Annotated in this window: 16 protein-coding genes; 13 read left to right on the top strand and 3 right to left on the bottom strand. The window is 49.7% G+C overall.

Going from position 1 to position 14,856, the window contains the following annotated elements:
• Position 1: 1 nt before the first annotated feature.
• The 13 genes from I4W93_RS15155 to I4W93_RS15215 all read left to right on the top strand — a co-directional run bounded on the left by I4W93_RS15155 (position 2) and on the right by I4W93_RS15215 (position 10,566).
• Positions 2 to 481 carry an LPS-assembly lipoprotein LptE gene (locus tag I4W93_RS15155; protein ID WP_205312403.1) on the top strand — a complete coding sequence of 160 codons (480 nt, stop codon included), beginning with the start codon at positions 2 to 4 and terminating at the stop codon, positions 479 to 481.
• 7 nt (positions 482 to 488) lie between these two features.
• A complete protein-coding gene (gene holA / locus I4W93_RS15160; RefSeq protein WP_205312404.1) occupies positions 489 to 1,538 on the top strand; it encodes a DNA polymerase III subunit delta in 1,050 nt (349 codons plus the stop codon).
• Positions 1,531 to 2,166 carry a nicotinate-nucleotide adenylyltransferase gene (gene nadD, locus I4W93_RS15165; protein ID WP_205312405.1) on the top strand — a complete coding sequence of 212 codons (636 nt, stop codon included), beginning with the start codon at positions 1,531 to 1,533 and terminating at the stop codon, positions 2,164 to 2,166. Before holA ends, nadD begins: the two co-directional genes overlap by 8 nt.
• Before the next feature lie 76 nt (positions 2,167 to 2,242).
• A complete protein-coding gene (gene rsfS / locus I4W93_RS15170) occupies positions 2,243 to 2,548 on the top strand; it encodes a ribosome silencing factor (RefSeq protein ID WP_245217588.1) in 306 nt (101 codons plus the stop codon).
• A 6-nt stretch (positions 2,549 to 2,554) separates the two neighbouring features.
• Positions 2,555 to 3,025, top strand: a complete 471-nt coding sequence (gene rlmH, locus I4W93_RS15175; protein ID WP_205312407.1) for a 23S rRNA (pseudouridine(1915)-N(3))-methyltransferase RlmH — start codon at positions 2,555 to 2,557, stop codon at positions 3,023 to 3,025.
• Positions 3,026 to 3,027: 2 nt separating this feature from the next.
• Entirely contained in the window at positions 3,028 to 4,896 is a 1,869-nt protein-coding gene (mrdA, locus tag I4W93_RS15180; protein WP_205312408.1) for a penicillin-binding protein 2, read from the top strand.
• Positions 4,889 to 6,007, top strand: a complete 1,119-nt coding sequence (rodA, locus tag I4W93_RS15185; RefSeq protein ID WP_205312409.1) for a rod shape-determining protein RodA — start codon at positions 4,889 to 4,891, stop codon at positions 6,005 to 6,007. Before mrdA ends, rodA begins: the two co-directional genes overlap by 8 nt.
• Positions 6,004 to 6,810 carry a septal ring lytic transglycosylase RlpA family protein gene (locus I4W93_RS15190; RefSeq protein WP_205312410.1) on the top strand — a complete coding sequence of 269 codons (807 nt, stop codon included), beginning with the start codon at positions 6,004 to 6,006 and terminating at the stop codon, positions 6,808 to 6,810. Before rodA ends, I4W93_RS15190 begins: the two co-directional genes overlap by 4 nt.
• A gap of 37 nt (positions 6,811 to 6,847) precedes the next feature.
• On the top strand, positions 6,848 to 8,005 hold the full coding sequence (locus I4W93_RS15195) for a serine hydrolase (protein WP_205312411.1): 1,158 nt from the start codon (positions 6,848 to 6,850) through the stop codon (positions 8,003 to 8,005).
• Positions 8,006 to 8,116: 111 nt separating this feature from the next.
• Positions 8,117 to 8,398 carry a DUF493 family protein YbeD gene (ybeD, locus tag I4W93_RS15200; protein WP_205312412.1) on the top strand — a complete coding sequence of 94 codons (282 nt, stop codon included), beginning with the start codon at positions 8,117 to 8,119 and terminating at the stop codon, positions 8,396 to 8,398.
• A 49-nt stretch (positions 8,399 to 8,447) separates the two neighbouring features.
• Positions 8,448 to 9,146 carry a lipoyl(octanoyl) transferase LipB gene (gene lipB, locus I4W93_RS15205; RefSeq protein ID WP_205312413.1) on the top strand — a complete coding sequence of 233 codons (699 nt, stop codon included), beginning with the start codon at positions 8,448 to 8,450 and terminating at the stop codon, positions 9,144 to 9,146.
• Positions 9,139 to 10,104, top strand: coding sequence for a lipoyl synthase (lipA, locus tag I4W93_RS15210; protein WP_205312414.1), 966 nt, complete (start codon positions 9,139 to 9,141; stop codon positions 10,102 to 10,104). Before lipB ends, lipA begins: the two co-directional genes overlap by 8 nt.
• A 105-nt stretch (positions 10,105 to 10,209) precedes the next feature.
• The gene (locus I4W93_RS15215) at positions 10,210 to 10,566 is read left to right on the top strand and encodes a PilZ domain-containing protein (RefSeq protein WP_205312415.1); all 357 of its coding nucleotides are present in this window, start codon (positions 10,210 to 10,212) and stop codon (positions 10,564 to 10,566) included.
• On the opposite strand, the gene I4W93_RS15220 is transcribed toward I4W93_RS15215, so the two are convergent.
• The 3 genes from I4W93_RS15220 to pnp are packed head-to-tail and all read right to left on the bottom strand — an operon-like array spanning position 10,553 to position 14,760.
• Positions 10,553 to 11,755: a hypothetical protein gene (locus I4W93_RS15220; RefSeq protein ID WP_205312416.1), complete on the bottom strand. Its 1,203-nt coding sequence runs from the start codon at positions 11,753 to 11,755 to the stop codon at positions 10,553 to 10,555. The two genes, I4W93_RS15215 and I4W93_RS15220, sit on opposite strands and share 14 nt — an antisense overlap.
• Complete coding sequence (gene nlpI / locus I4W93_RS15225; protein ID WP_205312417.1) at positions 11,742 to 12,650, bottom strand: lipoprotein NlpI; 909 nt, start codon at positions 12,648 to 12,650, stop codon at positions 11,742 to 11,744. The genes I4W93_RS15220 and nlpI overlap by 14 nt, the downstream gene beginning before the upstream one ends.
• Entirely contained in the window at positions 12,631 to 14,760 is a 2,130-nt protein-coding gene (gene pnp, locus I4W93_RS15230) for a polyribonucleotide nucleotidyltransferase (RefSeq protein ID WP_205312418.1), read from the bottom strand. Before pnp ends, nlpI begins: the two co-directional genes overlap by 20 nt.
• Positions 14,761 to 14,856: the final 96 nt, after the last annotated feature.

Raw genomic sequence — 14,856 nt, forward strand, 5'->3', positions numbered from 1 at the left:
TATGCTGCGCGCCAGTGTGTGGCTTGCCTTGCTAAGCAGTTTGCTGCTTAGCAGTTGCGGTTTTCATCTGCGTGGCGATTTACCGCTAAGCCACTTTCCGGCGATGTATATTCAAAGCGAGCGGCACTCAGAGCTGGCAGCCCTGGTCGCTGCCCGCTTAAAGCACAACAAAGTGCAATTGCTCGATAGCTACCAGCAAACCACACCCATGTTGCAGCTTATTGATGACTCGTTGGAACGGCGCAACCTGACCTTATTCCCCAACGGCCAGGTTGCCGAGTATGAACTGATTTATAAAGTACGTTATGCCCTGACGATGCCTGATGGCGAGCCGCAACAATATCAGTTTGAACTGTTTCGCGATTATCAGGACGACCCAAACCGGGCTCTGGCAAAAGCGAAAGAGCTTGATTTAATGCTGGGCGAACTGCGCCAGCAAGCGGCCAACCGCATCCTACGCCAGCTAGCTCGGCTGCACTAGGCCAGCCATGCAGAAGTTTTATGCCAATCAGCTGGGGCAACATTTAGCCGGGCAATTGGCACCCTGCTACCTTATTTTTGGTGAAGAGCCGCTGCAAAAGCTCGAAGCAATAGACGCTCTGCGCCAAGCCGCAAAGCAACAGGGTTATGCTGAGCGCATCAGTTTAACGGCAGATGCCCAGTTTGACTGGAATGAGCTTAGCAATGAGCTGCAAGCCATGTCATTGTTTGCCGAGCGTCGCCTTATTGAGCTTGAGCTGGCGCAGCAAAAACTGTCTGCCGGGGCCAATGAACAACTAAAAGCCCTGCCAACACACCTGCATAGCGATATTATCTTGCTGATCCACGGCGAACGTAGCCATAGCGACGTTAGTAAGCTGGTGTGGTTTAAGCAGTTGCAAACCCAGGCCGTGCAAGTACCTATTTACCCGCTGGACGAACGCCAAAGCCTGCAATGGTTGAAAGAGCGGGCCCGCCAGCTGCAACTGCAGTTAAGTACCGAAGCGTTAACCTTGCTGCAGCAGCACTGCGCTGGCAACTTGCTAGCCGCCCGTCAGGAGCTGGAAAAGCTAGCCCTAAGCGCCCTGCCACAACCACTGGACGCAACCACCTTAAGTGAGTTTCTGGCTGATCACTCAAGTTTCAGTGTATTTCAGCTTGTTGACGCCATCTTGCATGGCCAGCTGGATGCCGCTCTTTACCGCTTACAACGTCTGTGCCAGCAAGATACTGAGCCGGTAATTATTGCCTGGCAACTGCAAAAAGAAGTATTGCAACTGCGCCAACTTCGCCAGGCGGAGCCGCAAGGACGCCCTCTGGCCGAGGTGTTTAAACAGCTGGCAATTTGGCCCAAGCGCCAACCGCTATATCAAACCGCGCTGCAACGGCTAACATTGGGCTGGCTCGACTACCTGCTGCAAGAGCTGGCCGCATTCGATAGGCTGTATAAAAGCGGCACGCTAAATAATAGTGATATCGCGCTGGCACATTTGGTTACCTTGCTGATAAAACCCGTCGGCAAAACATTTTCACTGCAGCAGCAAGTCTACCATGACTAAGCACATCGGCATCTTTGGCGGCACCTTTAACCCGGTGCACAACGGCCACATTGCCTGCGCCAATTTTGTTCAGCAACACTGTGCTTTAGATGAAGTGCGGCTTATGCCGTGTCATCTGCCGCCACACCGCTCCACGCCAGGCGTTAGCAGTGTCCATCGCGCTGCCATGGTACAACAGGCTATCGCCTGTTATCCGCAACTACAGCTTGAATCGCTCGAGCTTGGAAAAAACAGTCCGTCCTATACCGTAGATAGCTTGCAACAGCTACATCAACGTAGTGCTGACAGCCAGTTTTATTTTATTATCGGTATGGACTCACTATGCTACTTTCGCAGCTGGAAAGACTGGCAAGGCATTTTGCAGCTGGCACATCTATTGGTGTGTCAACGCCCGGGCTACAATGCGTTAAGCGGAGATGCACCCGAATTACTACAGCACTACGGCATGGCTAATATCGCTGACATGCGCCAGCAATCTGCCGGTGGTATTTTGCTACTGCACAACCCACAGATCGATTTAAGCGCCAGTGAAATCCGCCAACGGCTGGCACAAAAACAACCTTGTGACGCTAGTTTGGCGACAAAGGTGTTGAACTATATTCAAACACAGCAACTCTATCAAACGTAAGCGCTATCGCCACGGCCAAACTATGCTAAAATAACGCTTTTTTAACTGCTGAGGATTAAGGGTGCAAACAAGCGAGCTGGTAAGTTTTATTCAGGACAAAATTGACGACTTAAAAGGCCGTGACATCGTCACGCTGGACGTGCGAGGCAAGTCTAGCGTCACCGAATTTATGATTATCTGCTCCGGCACATCAAATCGCCATACCAAATCCATTGCTGATTATGTAGCGGCAGAAGTGAAGAAAGCCGGCATAAATACCCTGGGTATCGAAGGTCAGGGCTCTGGCGAATGGGTCTTGCTGGATTTAGACGATGTTGTCGTGCATGTCATGCTAGACGAATCACGCACTTTCTATCAGTTGGAAAAGCTCTGGAGCGCCTAAAACAGTATGAAGTTAATACTGATTGCCGTTGGCAGTAAAATGCCCGCTTGGATCCAACACGGTTTCGATGAATATGCCCGGCGCTTTCCGCGTGATATGCCATTGGAACTGATTGAAATTCCGGCCGGCAAGCGCGGAAAAAACGCCGACATAAAGCGTATTTTGGAACAGGAAGGCGATAAAATGCTGGCGGCGGTGCCGCGCGGCAGTAAGGTTATTACGCTGGAAGTTACCGGCGACAACTGGAGCAGCCCAACGCTTGCCAGCAAACTTACCGACTGGCAACGCGATGGTCGTGATGTTTGCCTGTTGGTTGGTGGCCCGGAAGGTCTGGCACCGGCTTGTATTGCCGCCAGTGAAGCTAAGTGGTCATTGTCTGCCCTAACACTACCGCACCCGTTAGTGCGGGTTGTGCTGGCAGAAAGTCTGTACCGGGCATGGAGTATCTGTACTAACCATCCGTATCATCGCGAGTAACGATGTTAAAAAAGCGCGTTGCCATTCAAGACTTTGTTGCCGAAAGCCGCTTGTTTAATCAACGCGCGGTGTTTGCAGCACTATTTGTTGTGCTGATGTTTGGTGTCATTGTTTATAACCAGTACCAGCTGCAAGTTGTACTGTATCAGGATTACCAAACCCGCTCTGAAGGCAACCGAATTAAAGTGGTGCCACTGGCCCCGAACCGGGGTTTAATTTACGACCGCAGCGGTATCTTACTGGCCGAGAACAAGCCGGTGTTTTCTCTTGAACTGGTACCCGAGCTAATTAGTGATATGCCGCAAACCCTAACCGAGTTGTCAGCATTAATTGAGTTAACCGATGAGCAGCGCACAGACTTTTTGCAACAGGTAAAGGCCCAGCGCCGCTTCAACAGCATAGCGCTAAAAGAACAACTAACCGATAAAGAAGTGGCTATCCTTGCTGCCAACCAGTACCGCTTTCCCGGCGTTACCGTTGAAGCTCGGTTAAGCCGGAATTATCCGTTTGGCGATCTATTTACCCATGCCATTGGTTACATCGGCAAAATTAATACCCGCGAACTGCAACAACTGGATGCTGACGGTGAAGCTGCCAATTATGCTGCCAGCCGCGACATAGGTAAAATAGGCCTGGAACGGTTTTATCAGCGTCAGCTGCACGGTACCATGGGGTATCAGGAAGTAGAGGTAAATAACCGCGGCCGGGCGATTAGGGTGCTGCGCTCGGTACCGGCTGTATCCGGCCAGGATATCCACCTTGGGCTGGATGTTGGGCTGCAGCTGACTGCGCAACAGGTTCTGAAACAACTGCGTGGCGCCATTGTTGCCATCGACCCGCGAGATGGCACTGTACTGGCATTTTATAGCAATCCAAGCTATGACCCCAACTTGTTTGTGCATGGTATTAGTTCAGCCAATTACAATGCGCTGTTGAACTCTCGTGACAAACCATTGATCAATAGAGTTACTCAGGGGGTGTATCCACCCGCGTCTACCATAAAACCCCACCTGGCACTGTTGGGACTGGAAAGCAAAACAATTAGTGCACAGAGTAAAATATGGGATCCCGGATTTTATTTGCTGCCAAATAGTGACCACCGCTTTCGCGATCACTTACGCTGGGGCCATGGTTGGGTAGACGTTTACACTGCGGTAATTAAAAGCTGCGATACGTTTTTTTATGATTTGGGGATTAAGCTGGGTATAGACCGCATTGCCGACTATATGACGAAAATGGGTTTTGGCGAACGCACCGGCATCGACATCCTGGAAGAAAGCAGTGCCAATATGCCTTCACGCGGTTGGAAACGCGCCCGTCACAACCAACCCTGGTATCCGGGTGATACGGTACCACTGAGCATCGGCCAGAGTTACTGGACCACTACGCCGTTACAGCTGGCAGTGGCCACCACACCGCTGCTGAATAAAGGTATGTTGGCAACACCACATTTAGTTACCGCCTTTGGTACCACTGAGTCCATTACGCCGAACGACATTAGCCTCAGGCCGGCACTACAGGTTGTTGATGAGAATAGCTTTGCCGTGGTTATGGATACCATGCATCAAACGGTAAGTACCATCCAGGGCACCGCGCATAAAGCTTTTATCGGCGCCAGCTATAGTTCAGCCGGCAAAACCGGTACCGCCCAGCTTGTCAGTATCGCCCAGGACGCCAAATATGATGCCGAGTCGCTGGATGAACGCCAGCGGGATAATGCCATGTACCTGGGCTACGCGCCTGCTGAAAACCCCAGTATTGTTATTGTGGTCGCGTTGGAAAATGCCGGCGGCGGCGGTAGTAATGCCGCGCCTATTGCACGCCAGATTATGGACTATTATTTTACCGCCGGAGTAAATCGCGATGAATGATCAGTTTACCGGCAACGCCCGCAGTAGCAGGCTGGAAATGTTTCATATTGATACCCCATTACTACTGGGCCTACTGACACTCATCGGTTTTGGCTTAATGGTACTGTATAGTGCTACCGGCCAGGATATTCAGATGATGGAGCGGCAAATCATCCGCCTGGGTGTCGCACTGGCTGTTATGATAGTGTTTGCACAGATAAAGCCGCAAACATTAAAACGCTGGTCGTTGCCGCTGTTTATTGTCGGCATTGGTTTGCTGGTGGCCGTATTATTGGTGGGGCATGTTGGCAAAGGCGCGCAGCGCTGGCTCGATTTGGGTTTTATGAAGTTCCAACCATCTGAAGTGATGAAACTAGCCGTACCAATGGCTGTAGCCTGGTTTATTTCGTCGCATAGTTTACCACCGCGGTTATGGCACCTGATCATGGGCTTTATGATGTGCGTGATCCCAACGCTGCTGATTGCCAAACAGCCAGATCTGGGCACATCCATTTTAATCGCCACAGCCGGCGTCTTTGTGTTGTTTTTATCCGGTATGAGCTGGCGCATTATTGCCGCCGTGGCCGGGTTAATATCAGCATTTTTACCGGTACTATGGTTATTTTTAATGCGCGACTATCAACGCCAGCGTGTACTAACGTTTTTAGATCCTGAAAGTGACCCACTAGGCTCTGGCTATCATATTATTCAATCAAAAATCGCTATTGGTTCTGGTGGTCTTGATGGCAAAGGTTATTTGCAAGGCACCCAGTCGCAACTGGAATTTTTACCAGAGCGCCATACCGATTTTATTTTTGCAGTGTTAAGTGAAGAATTCGGTATGTTGGGGGTTTTGGCATTACTGGCGATTTATCTGTTTATTATTGGCCGCTGCTTAATTATCTCCAGCCGGGCCCAAGATAACTACAGCAAACTGGTCGCCGGCAGTTTTACCCTAACATTCTTTGTCTACGTCTTTGTTAACATCGGTATGGTGTCCGGCTTGTTACCTGTAGTGGGTGTGCCGTTACCCCTAGTTAGTTTTGGCGGCACATCAATGGTGACATTAATGGCCGCATTTGGTGTAATTATGTCTGTGGGTACTCATAAACGTATGTTGGCGGCGCCATGATAAAACACTGCATCATCTTAATCGTTATCAGTACCGTGTTGAGTGCCTGTAGTAACAGACAGAGCGCGCATAACACGTCGCGGCCCAATGCCGGCCGTTATCAGCAACAGCAAGATAGTATACCGCCCCGCCTGCCTACGTTACTCGAAATGACTGACCCTGCACCGCAAGCCGAACCATTGAGCCCGGGCGGCAACAAACCCTATACGTTATTTGGCAACCATTACACACCGTTGGTACAAACTACTTTGCATCAGGAAGTAGGTATTGCCTCCTGGTACGGTAACAAGTTCCATGGTCATCTGACGTCCAATGGCGAAACCTATAATATGTTTGCCATGAGCGCAGCGCATAAAACCCTGCCGCTGCCCTCTTATGTGCGGGTAACCAATTTGGATAACAACAAAACCGCAATAGTGCGGGTAAACGATCGCGGCCCATTTCATCGTGACCGTATTATCGATTTATCCTATTCTGCCGCACATAAATTAGACATGCTGCAACAAGGTACAGCGAGAGTTCAGCTCGAACTGTTACAATCGCCGGCGATGTACGCCGCGACAGGCAATGTCAGCTGTTTTATTCAGGTTTTAGCCAGTACTGATAGCCAAAGACTGAACCAACTGCAGCGACAATTGCACAGTGAACGGGCGCTACCTAGTGAAATTCAGCCCGGCAGCGGAATTTTTCGCTTATTGGTCGGTCCTACTGCCAGTAAGCAACAAGCGCAGCAGTGGCTGCAACAATTAAAGGCCGGGCCTTTCCCGGATGCGTATTTTTTTGATAGCCGTCAGTGTAGCTGACATCAAACTCACTATAACGATTAAAAGAACAGGTCTCATGAATAGTTATTGTCATATTTTTGCCGTCGCCGCCGTGTCCTTTGCCAGCATTAGTTTATCTGCCGTTGCGCAAACTGTGACCCCACAACCGCCAGAAGTTGCTGCCAAGGGTCATATTCTAGTCGATTTTGACACCGGCAAAGTTATCGCAGAGCAAAATGCAGATATGTCGCTGGCGCCTGCCAGCTTAACCAAAATGATGACCAGTTATGTTATCGGTACTGAGCTAAAAAACGGCAATATTACCAACGCAGACATGGTAACCATTAGCGAAAATGCCTGGGCAAAAAACTTTCCGGGGTCTTCGCTTATGTTCATTGAGGTGGGCACTAAGGTATCAGTCGCTGACTTAAATAAAGGTATTATTATTCAGTCCGGTAACGATGCCTGTGTTGCCATGGCAGAACATATTGCCGGCAGTGAAAGTGCATTCGTCGATCTGATGAATGCTCACGCTCAACGCCTGGGTATGCACAGTAGCCGGTTTGGTAACAGCCATGGCTTACCTAGTGCAGAAAACTATTCCACACCGCGCGATATGGCTATTTTATCAGCGGCTCTGATCCGTGATGTGCCAGAAGAGTACGCGCTGTATGCCGAAAAAGAATTCAGCTATAACAATATCAAGCAATACAACCGCAACTCCTTATTATGGGACCGCAGCCTTGAAGTCGACGGCATTAAAACTGGCCATACTGATGAAGCAGGATTTAGTTTAATTACCTCTGCAACCCGTGATGGCATGCGCCTGATTTCCGTCGTGATGGGCACTAACAGCGAAAGGGCGCGACAAACAGAAAACAAAAAACTGTTAACTTATGGCTTTCGTTTCTTTGAAACCCTTGCGCCCTATCCGGCCGGAGAGCAGTTTGCTGAGCAACGCATTTGGCAAGGTGAAAAAGAAAACGTTCTGTTAGGTATCTTGCAGTCAGTGCAAGTTACCATCCCACGTGGACAGCGCAAAAACCTGCAAGCTGATTTCACCTTGGATCAGCAACTCATCGCCCCCATTACTAAGGGCCAACAAGTTGGTAATGTGTATTTGAAACTTAACGGTGAAGACATAGCAACTTACCCACTAGTGGCATTGGAAGATGTCGCTGAGGGCGGCTTTTTTAGCCGAATGATTGACTATATTAAGATGCAGTTTCTTTAATCTGCCCCGTTAATGCATTTTAATAACGTAGTCCCGGTATTGGCCGGGACTTTTTGTTACAATTAGCCCAGTTTAACCAGGTACAGCCTGCAGTGTAATAGTGAGATCGAGATGGCAACTGAAGTAAAAAATACCAAATTCGATGAATATCTGGAATTCCCATGCCAGTTTAGTTTTAAAGTGCTTGGTCTGGCGCATGACGCCCTGGTTGATCAGGTTATGGCGGTAGTACGCCAACATAGCGATGCCGGCGACTATAGTCCCGCGGTGAAGCCCAGCAGTAAAGGTAATTACCATGCGGTTTCAGTGAGTGTTACCGTGACCAGCAAGCAACATATTGAACTGCTGTACACCGAGCTTGGCAAAATTGAGCTGGTGCGTTACGTACTCTGAGGTAGTACCACCAGCTTAGCCATTCGTATTCAGTGTAAAGGGCGGTATAATGCACAGCGTTTCAAACCAGGACAGCGAACAGACTCCGGCTATTACGCAACGCTTGATAATTCGCGAGCTAGCCACACAGGATTACACCAGTGTATGGCACGCTATGCAGCAATTTACCGATCAGCGCAACGACAGCACACCAGATCAACTGTGGTTGCTGGAGCACCAACCGGTATTTACCCAAGGTCAAGCCGGCAAGGAAGAGCACCTGTTGTTTCCGGGCGACATTCCAGTGGTAAAGGTCGATCGTGGTGGCCAGGTAACCTATCATGGCCCGGGCCAGCTGATGGTGTATGTACTGCTGGATTTAAAACGCCGCAATCTGGGCGTGCGCCAACTGGTCACCATGCTGGAGCAGGTATTAATCCAATTGCTAAGCCCCTACGGCATTAACGCTTACGCCAAACCCGATGCGCCGGGTGTTTATGTTGATGGCGCCAAAATCGCGTCTTTGGGGCTGCGGGTACGCAAAGGTTGCACCTTTCATGGCCTGGCACTAAATGTAGATATGGATTTAAGCCCGTTTTCGCGTATTAACCCCTGTGGTTATGCCGGTATGCAAATGGTTCAATGTAAAGATTTAGGCGGCCCGCAGACTATTGTCGAGGCCAAAAAACGAATAGTGCAGTGTTTTTCGCAGCAATTGAATGCCGCGACACTGCAACACACTACAGGGTTAGATTGGCAAAATGACTAAAACTGCACGTATGGAACCTGGCGTTAAATTGCGTGACGCAGAGAAAATGGCGTTAATTCCGGTTAAAGTATTGCCGACTGAGCCGGAACAAATGCTGCGTAAGCCAGAGTGGTTGAAAATTAAACTGCCAAAAAGCTCTGAGCGCATTGACCAGATAAAAGGCGCGCTGCGCAAGCATGGCCTGCACTCGGTATGCGAAGAAGCCGCTTGCCCTAACCTGACTGAATGCTTTAATCACGGCACTGCCACCTTTATGATTTTGGGCGCTATTTGTACCAGACGCTGCCCGTTTTGTGATGTCGCCCACGGCCGGCCTTTGCCACCAAGCGCAGAAGAACCAGAAAAGCTGGCTCTGACGATTCGTGATATGAAGTTAAAATATGTAGTGATCACCTCGGTTGACCGTGACGATTTACGCGACGGCGGTGCGCAACATTTTGCTGATTGCATCAGCGAAATTCGCAAGCATAACCCCAGCATAAAAATTGAAGTGCTGGTACCAGACTTCCGTGGTCGCATGGATACGGCGTTGGATATTCTGACACAAACACCACCAGACGTGTTTAACCATAACCTGGAAACCGCACCACGCCTGTACAAACTGGCACGGCCAGGCGCCGACTATAAATGGTCACTACAACTGTTACAACGCTATAAAGCGGCACACCCGGAAGTAGCCACCAAATCGGGTTTAATGGTCGGTCTGGGTGAAACCACCGAAGAGCTGATTGAGGTGTTAAAAGACTTACGCGCGCATGACGTCGATATGCTGACCGTCGGCCAGTACCTGCAACCAAGTAAGCACCACTTGCCGGTAAAACGTTATATGCCACCGGCCGAGTTCGACGAGATTAAACGCATCGCCTACGAGCTAGGCTTTAAACACGTCGCCAGCGGCCCTTTTGTGCGCTCAAGCTACCATGCCGACCGTCAGGCCGCCGGTGAGGATATTAGCTGAAGGATAGTGTTAAATTAACCGGCCTTTGCGCCGGAACAACAGTATTTGCCTGCTGTTATTTCCGGCAAAAGGCGCTATGCTTCTTACAATATTCTGGGGGACGCAATGGAAAACAGACGATTTAGCCGGGTCAGCTTTAAAGGTAAAGCCCATGTAGAAATGAACAGCCACAGCTGTTCTACCGAAGTGCTGGATTTATCATTGCAAGGTGCTTTAATCAGAAAGCCCGCTGATTGGCCGCCGACGCTACCAAAACAAATGCAATTGCGTATTCAGCTAAACGATTTTCCGCTGGAACTGGAAATGCAGGTCAGTGTGGTACACACCTCAGATAGCTTGGTAGGTTTGCGCTGTGACAAAATTGACATCGATAGCGTGTCGCACTTGCGCCGCTTACTTGAATTAAACCTTGGCGATGCGGAGCTATTAAGCCGCGAGCTGTCTGAGCTTAGCGAGCACTAGCGCTATCTCCACCTAGTGCCAGCGCCTTGCTGGCATCAATATAGCCCCAGTCAGCCGCCAGCTGCATATGACGCTGCCACTGCGACCAGTTTTGTTGCTGCCGGGCCAGATAAGCAAAGTAATATTGCACCGGCATCAACCGTTCAGGTTGTTGCAAGATCTGCTGTGCTAATGCAACGTATATAGGCGGAAGAGCCAGTTCATATGACCGCATCAGATTATTGTCATGGCTTATTCTATAGGCTTGCTGCGCTGTTTGCTGGCAGGTGTCTACTGCAGTGAGGCTAATAGCGTCACCTGCTAATGCCCATCGCTGTTTATAACGTCGACTATCCTCGCCAATAATGACATTGGGGTAGATATGACCGGGTTGGCATAACTGCTGCGCAGCGGCATAAGACAGCTCATACTCATCAATAAAGCCCAGTACATGCATAAACTCATGCCGTAACAGTGCCAGGCTGGCATTGTCAGGCAATTGCAAGATGCCATTGTTATAGCTGGCTTTACCGCGCCCGGCTATAACCACTAACTGACTAAAAGTACCCTGCGCGACCAGACTATCCAGCATCTGGTATTGACACTGTAGCAACGTATCGCTTTGTTCCGTACACGCCAATACTGTGCTGTTTACTGTTGCCAGGGGTAAGAAGCATACCGGTAATTGGGCCAGCTGCTTATCGTTTTGCCATTGTTGTTGCAACTCTAACCAGCGCGTTACACCGCCCTGCTGACTGGCAACAGGCTGCAAAGTCAGCTTGCAACCCTGCGCATGCTGATAACCCGGCTCTTGCTTGAATGGCTTGTCGGGCCACAAACCTAACTCTGCACGCTGTGTAAGGCTAACAGTCGATGCGCTAATATCACCGGCAGCTAATTGCTGCTGTAGCCACTGCGCGGTGGCCAAGCGCCCCTGTTGGCGCTGCTGTAGCTGCAATGCATGCGCCAATGCCTGACTATCACCCAACAATGCCGCCTGACGGAACCAGTACAACGCCGCATCATACTCAGTATTAGCCAGACGCATGCTGGCTAGCTGACTCGCTGCTACCGCATCTGTTTGCGCGAGCTTTATCAGCCCCGCTTCTGACTCACCCGCTGGTTGGCAAGCGCTAAGTAATATAAATGCAAAAAAGCCAGCAAGCCGGCTTTTAATATTAGGGAGATAGCGGTAATTACGGCTCGTCATATTGCTCTGTTGAGGTAACGTCACCGCGTAAACGCGCCATTTCTAATCGCGCGTAGCGATGCTCAACAAACTCAAACACATTTGTCGCCAACACCTGCTTATAATAACTTAGCGCCTGCTCAGGTTGTTGCTGCCGCTCATGCCACTTTGCCAGGTAAAAATACACTTCACACAACCGCTCTGCCAGTAACTGCTGGCTGGACATGTCTTGCACTACAGAATTTAGCAGTGCCTGCTCGGTGATATTCCCGGCAAGAAAGTTGACAATATTACTCGACCATTCTGCAGGATCTAACTGGGCCAAGTGTTGCTGCAATTGCTGCTGAGCTAGCTCTGTTGACAACTCGCTTTGGGCTAAATATAACCAAATCACTCGATAGGCGTCGGTTGGCTTTAACGCCAAAAACTGTTCAAAATCGCCAATAGCCAGCTCGCTCTTGCCAGCATAATACAACGCTATACCGCGATTAAGAAAAGCAAACTCGTGCTCTGGAGCTAATTCTAACGCCGAGTCGAACGCTTCGTAGGCAGCAGCAAATTCGCCATTCACCGTATGGTGAATACCGACAAAGTTATAGGCATCGGCCATATCTGGTTTTAAACGTAAAGCGCGTAAAAAATCCAGCCGAGCCAAAGTGCGTAAACCCACACTGTCATACATTACGCCACGGTCATAATACAGCTGAGCTGATTGCTCTTCTGATAATTCCGCACGATGTAAGATTTCAGTTAGCCTGGCGATCGCCAGCTCGGTACGGTAGGACACAGCCAATGGCTCTGGCGTCAGCCAGCCCGCCGTAGCCGATGGCTGTGAAGCACAGCCACCGATTAACAGCGCCAGCAGCGCCAAAGGCGCTGCGCGACGTAACAGCCTATCAGGCATTGGTTTCAGCATTCGCAGACTCTGCAGCAGGTTTTACGGTTGCTTCTTTAATACTTAAGCGCACCCGGCCTTGCTTGTCGACTTCTAATACCTTAACTGAAACTTTCTGACCCAGAGTAAGGTGTTCGGACACATTATTCACTCGCTCATCAGAGATCTGTGAAATATGCACCAGACCATCTTTACCCGGCAGTACGTTTACGAAGGCACCGAAATCAACGATACGGACAACTTCACCCTCATAAATAGCGCCAACTTCAATCTCTGCCGTAATGGCGTTGATCTTGTCGATTGCAATTTGAGCAGCTTTAGCGGTAGTGGCGGCAATTTTAATGCTGCCGTCGTCTTCCAGCTCGATAGTGGTTCCGGATTCTTCAGTGATCTGACGAATAACTGCGCCGCCTTTACCGATTACTTCACGGATTTTCTCCGGGTTAATCTTCATAGTGTATATACGCGGGGCGTATTCAGACATCTCTTCGCGGTGACCGCTGATCGCCTGGTCCATTACATTTAGAATATGCAAACGGGCGGCTTTAGCTTGCTTCAGCGCAATTTGCATAATTTCTTTGGTAATACCGTCGATCTTAATGTCCATTTGCAGTGCCGTAATACCATCGGTAGTACCAGCTACTTTAAAGTCCATATCGCCTAAGTGATCTTCATCACCTAAAATATCTGACAGTACAACGAAGTCATCGCCTTCCTTTACCAGACCCATAGCAATACCGGCTACAGAGGCTTTAATGGGTACGCCGGCGTCCATCAGAGCTAAAGACGAGCCACATACTGATGCCATAGAGCTTGAACCGTTAGATTCAGTGATTTCTGACACAATTCGTACCGTGTACGGGAAGTCATTGAACTCTGGCATTACCGCTAATACACCGCGCTTAGCTAAACGGCCGTGGCCGATTTCGCGACGCTTAGGTGAACCAACCATGCCGGTTTCGCCCACACAGTACGGCGGGAAGTTGTAGTGCAACATAAAAGTGTCGGTTTTGGCGCTTAATAAATCGTCGATGTTTTGTGCATCACGCGCCGTACCCAAAGTCGCCGTAACTAATGCTTGCGTTTCGCCGCGGGTAAACAGGGCTGAACCGTGAGTACGTGGTAATACGCCGGTCATAACGCTTAAACCACGGATCATTTCCGGGTCACGGCCATCGATACGCGGTTCACCTTTAGTGATACGGCCACGAACTACTTTAGATTCCAACTCGTGGAAAATTTCGCCCACTTCGTTTTTGTTCAGCGCTTCGCCTTCGGCCAACTCAGCAGTCAGTTTTTCTACTAAAGCAGCTTTGATTTCGCCGATACGCTCGTAGCGCTTGGCCTTTTCAGTGATTTGGTAAGCTTCGCCTAACTGAGCGCGGGCCAAACCGTCAATTTTTTCAATTAACGGCAGGTTTTTCGCCGGTGCTTGCCAGTTCCACTTTGGCTTAGCGCCTTCAGCAGCAAACTCGTTGATAGCATTGATCGCCGTTTGCATTTGCTCATGGCCATACATTACTGCGCCCAACATCACGTCTTCAGACAGAATACCGGCTTCTGATTCAACCATTAATACTGCACTGGCCGTACCGGCTACCACTAAGTCTAACTTAGAACTTTTCAGCTCTTCTTCTGACGGGTTCAGTACGTATTGATTATTGATATAACCAACACGGGCCGCACCGATAGGGCCGGCAAACGGAATACCTGACAACGCCAGGGCGGCAGAAGCACCGATTAACGCTACGATGTCCGGCTGAATTTCAGGCTGTACTGAAACAACTGTTGCAATAACCTGTACTTCATTGATGAAGCCTTCCGGGAACAGCGGACGAATTGGACGGTCGATTAAACGTGATGTTAAGGTTTCACCTTCACTTGGACGACCTTCACGTTTAAAGAAACCACCTGGGATCCGGCCGGCGGCATACATTTTTTCTTGGTAATTTACCGTTAACGGGAAGAAATCCTGGCCTGGTTTAGGCTCTCTCTTACCCACTACCGTTACTAAAACTGAGGTATCACCCAGGCTGGCCAGCACTGCGGCATCTGCCTGACGGGCGATAACGCCGGTTTCTAAGGTAAAAGTGTGTTGGCCGAACGGGAATGATTTTACGATGGGAGTCACGTGTTTGTTTCCTTTACTTGATCGCCTGATTGCGATGTCATTTTTGTCGTTTAATTGTTGCGTAGTATACTCTGTAACCAAAGCACAAAGATAGTT

Origin of the sequence: Rheinheimera maricola (assembly GCF_016918075.2) — a bacterium.
In the GTDB taxonomy this organism is placed as follows: Bacteria; Pseudomonadota; Gammaproteobacteria; order Enterobacterales; family Alteromonadaceae; genus Alishewanella; species Alishewanella maricola_A.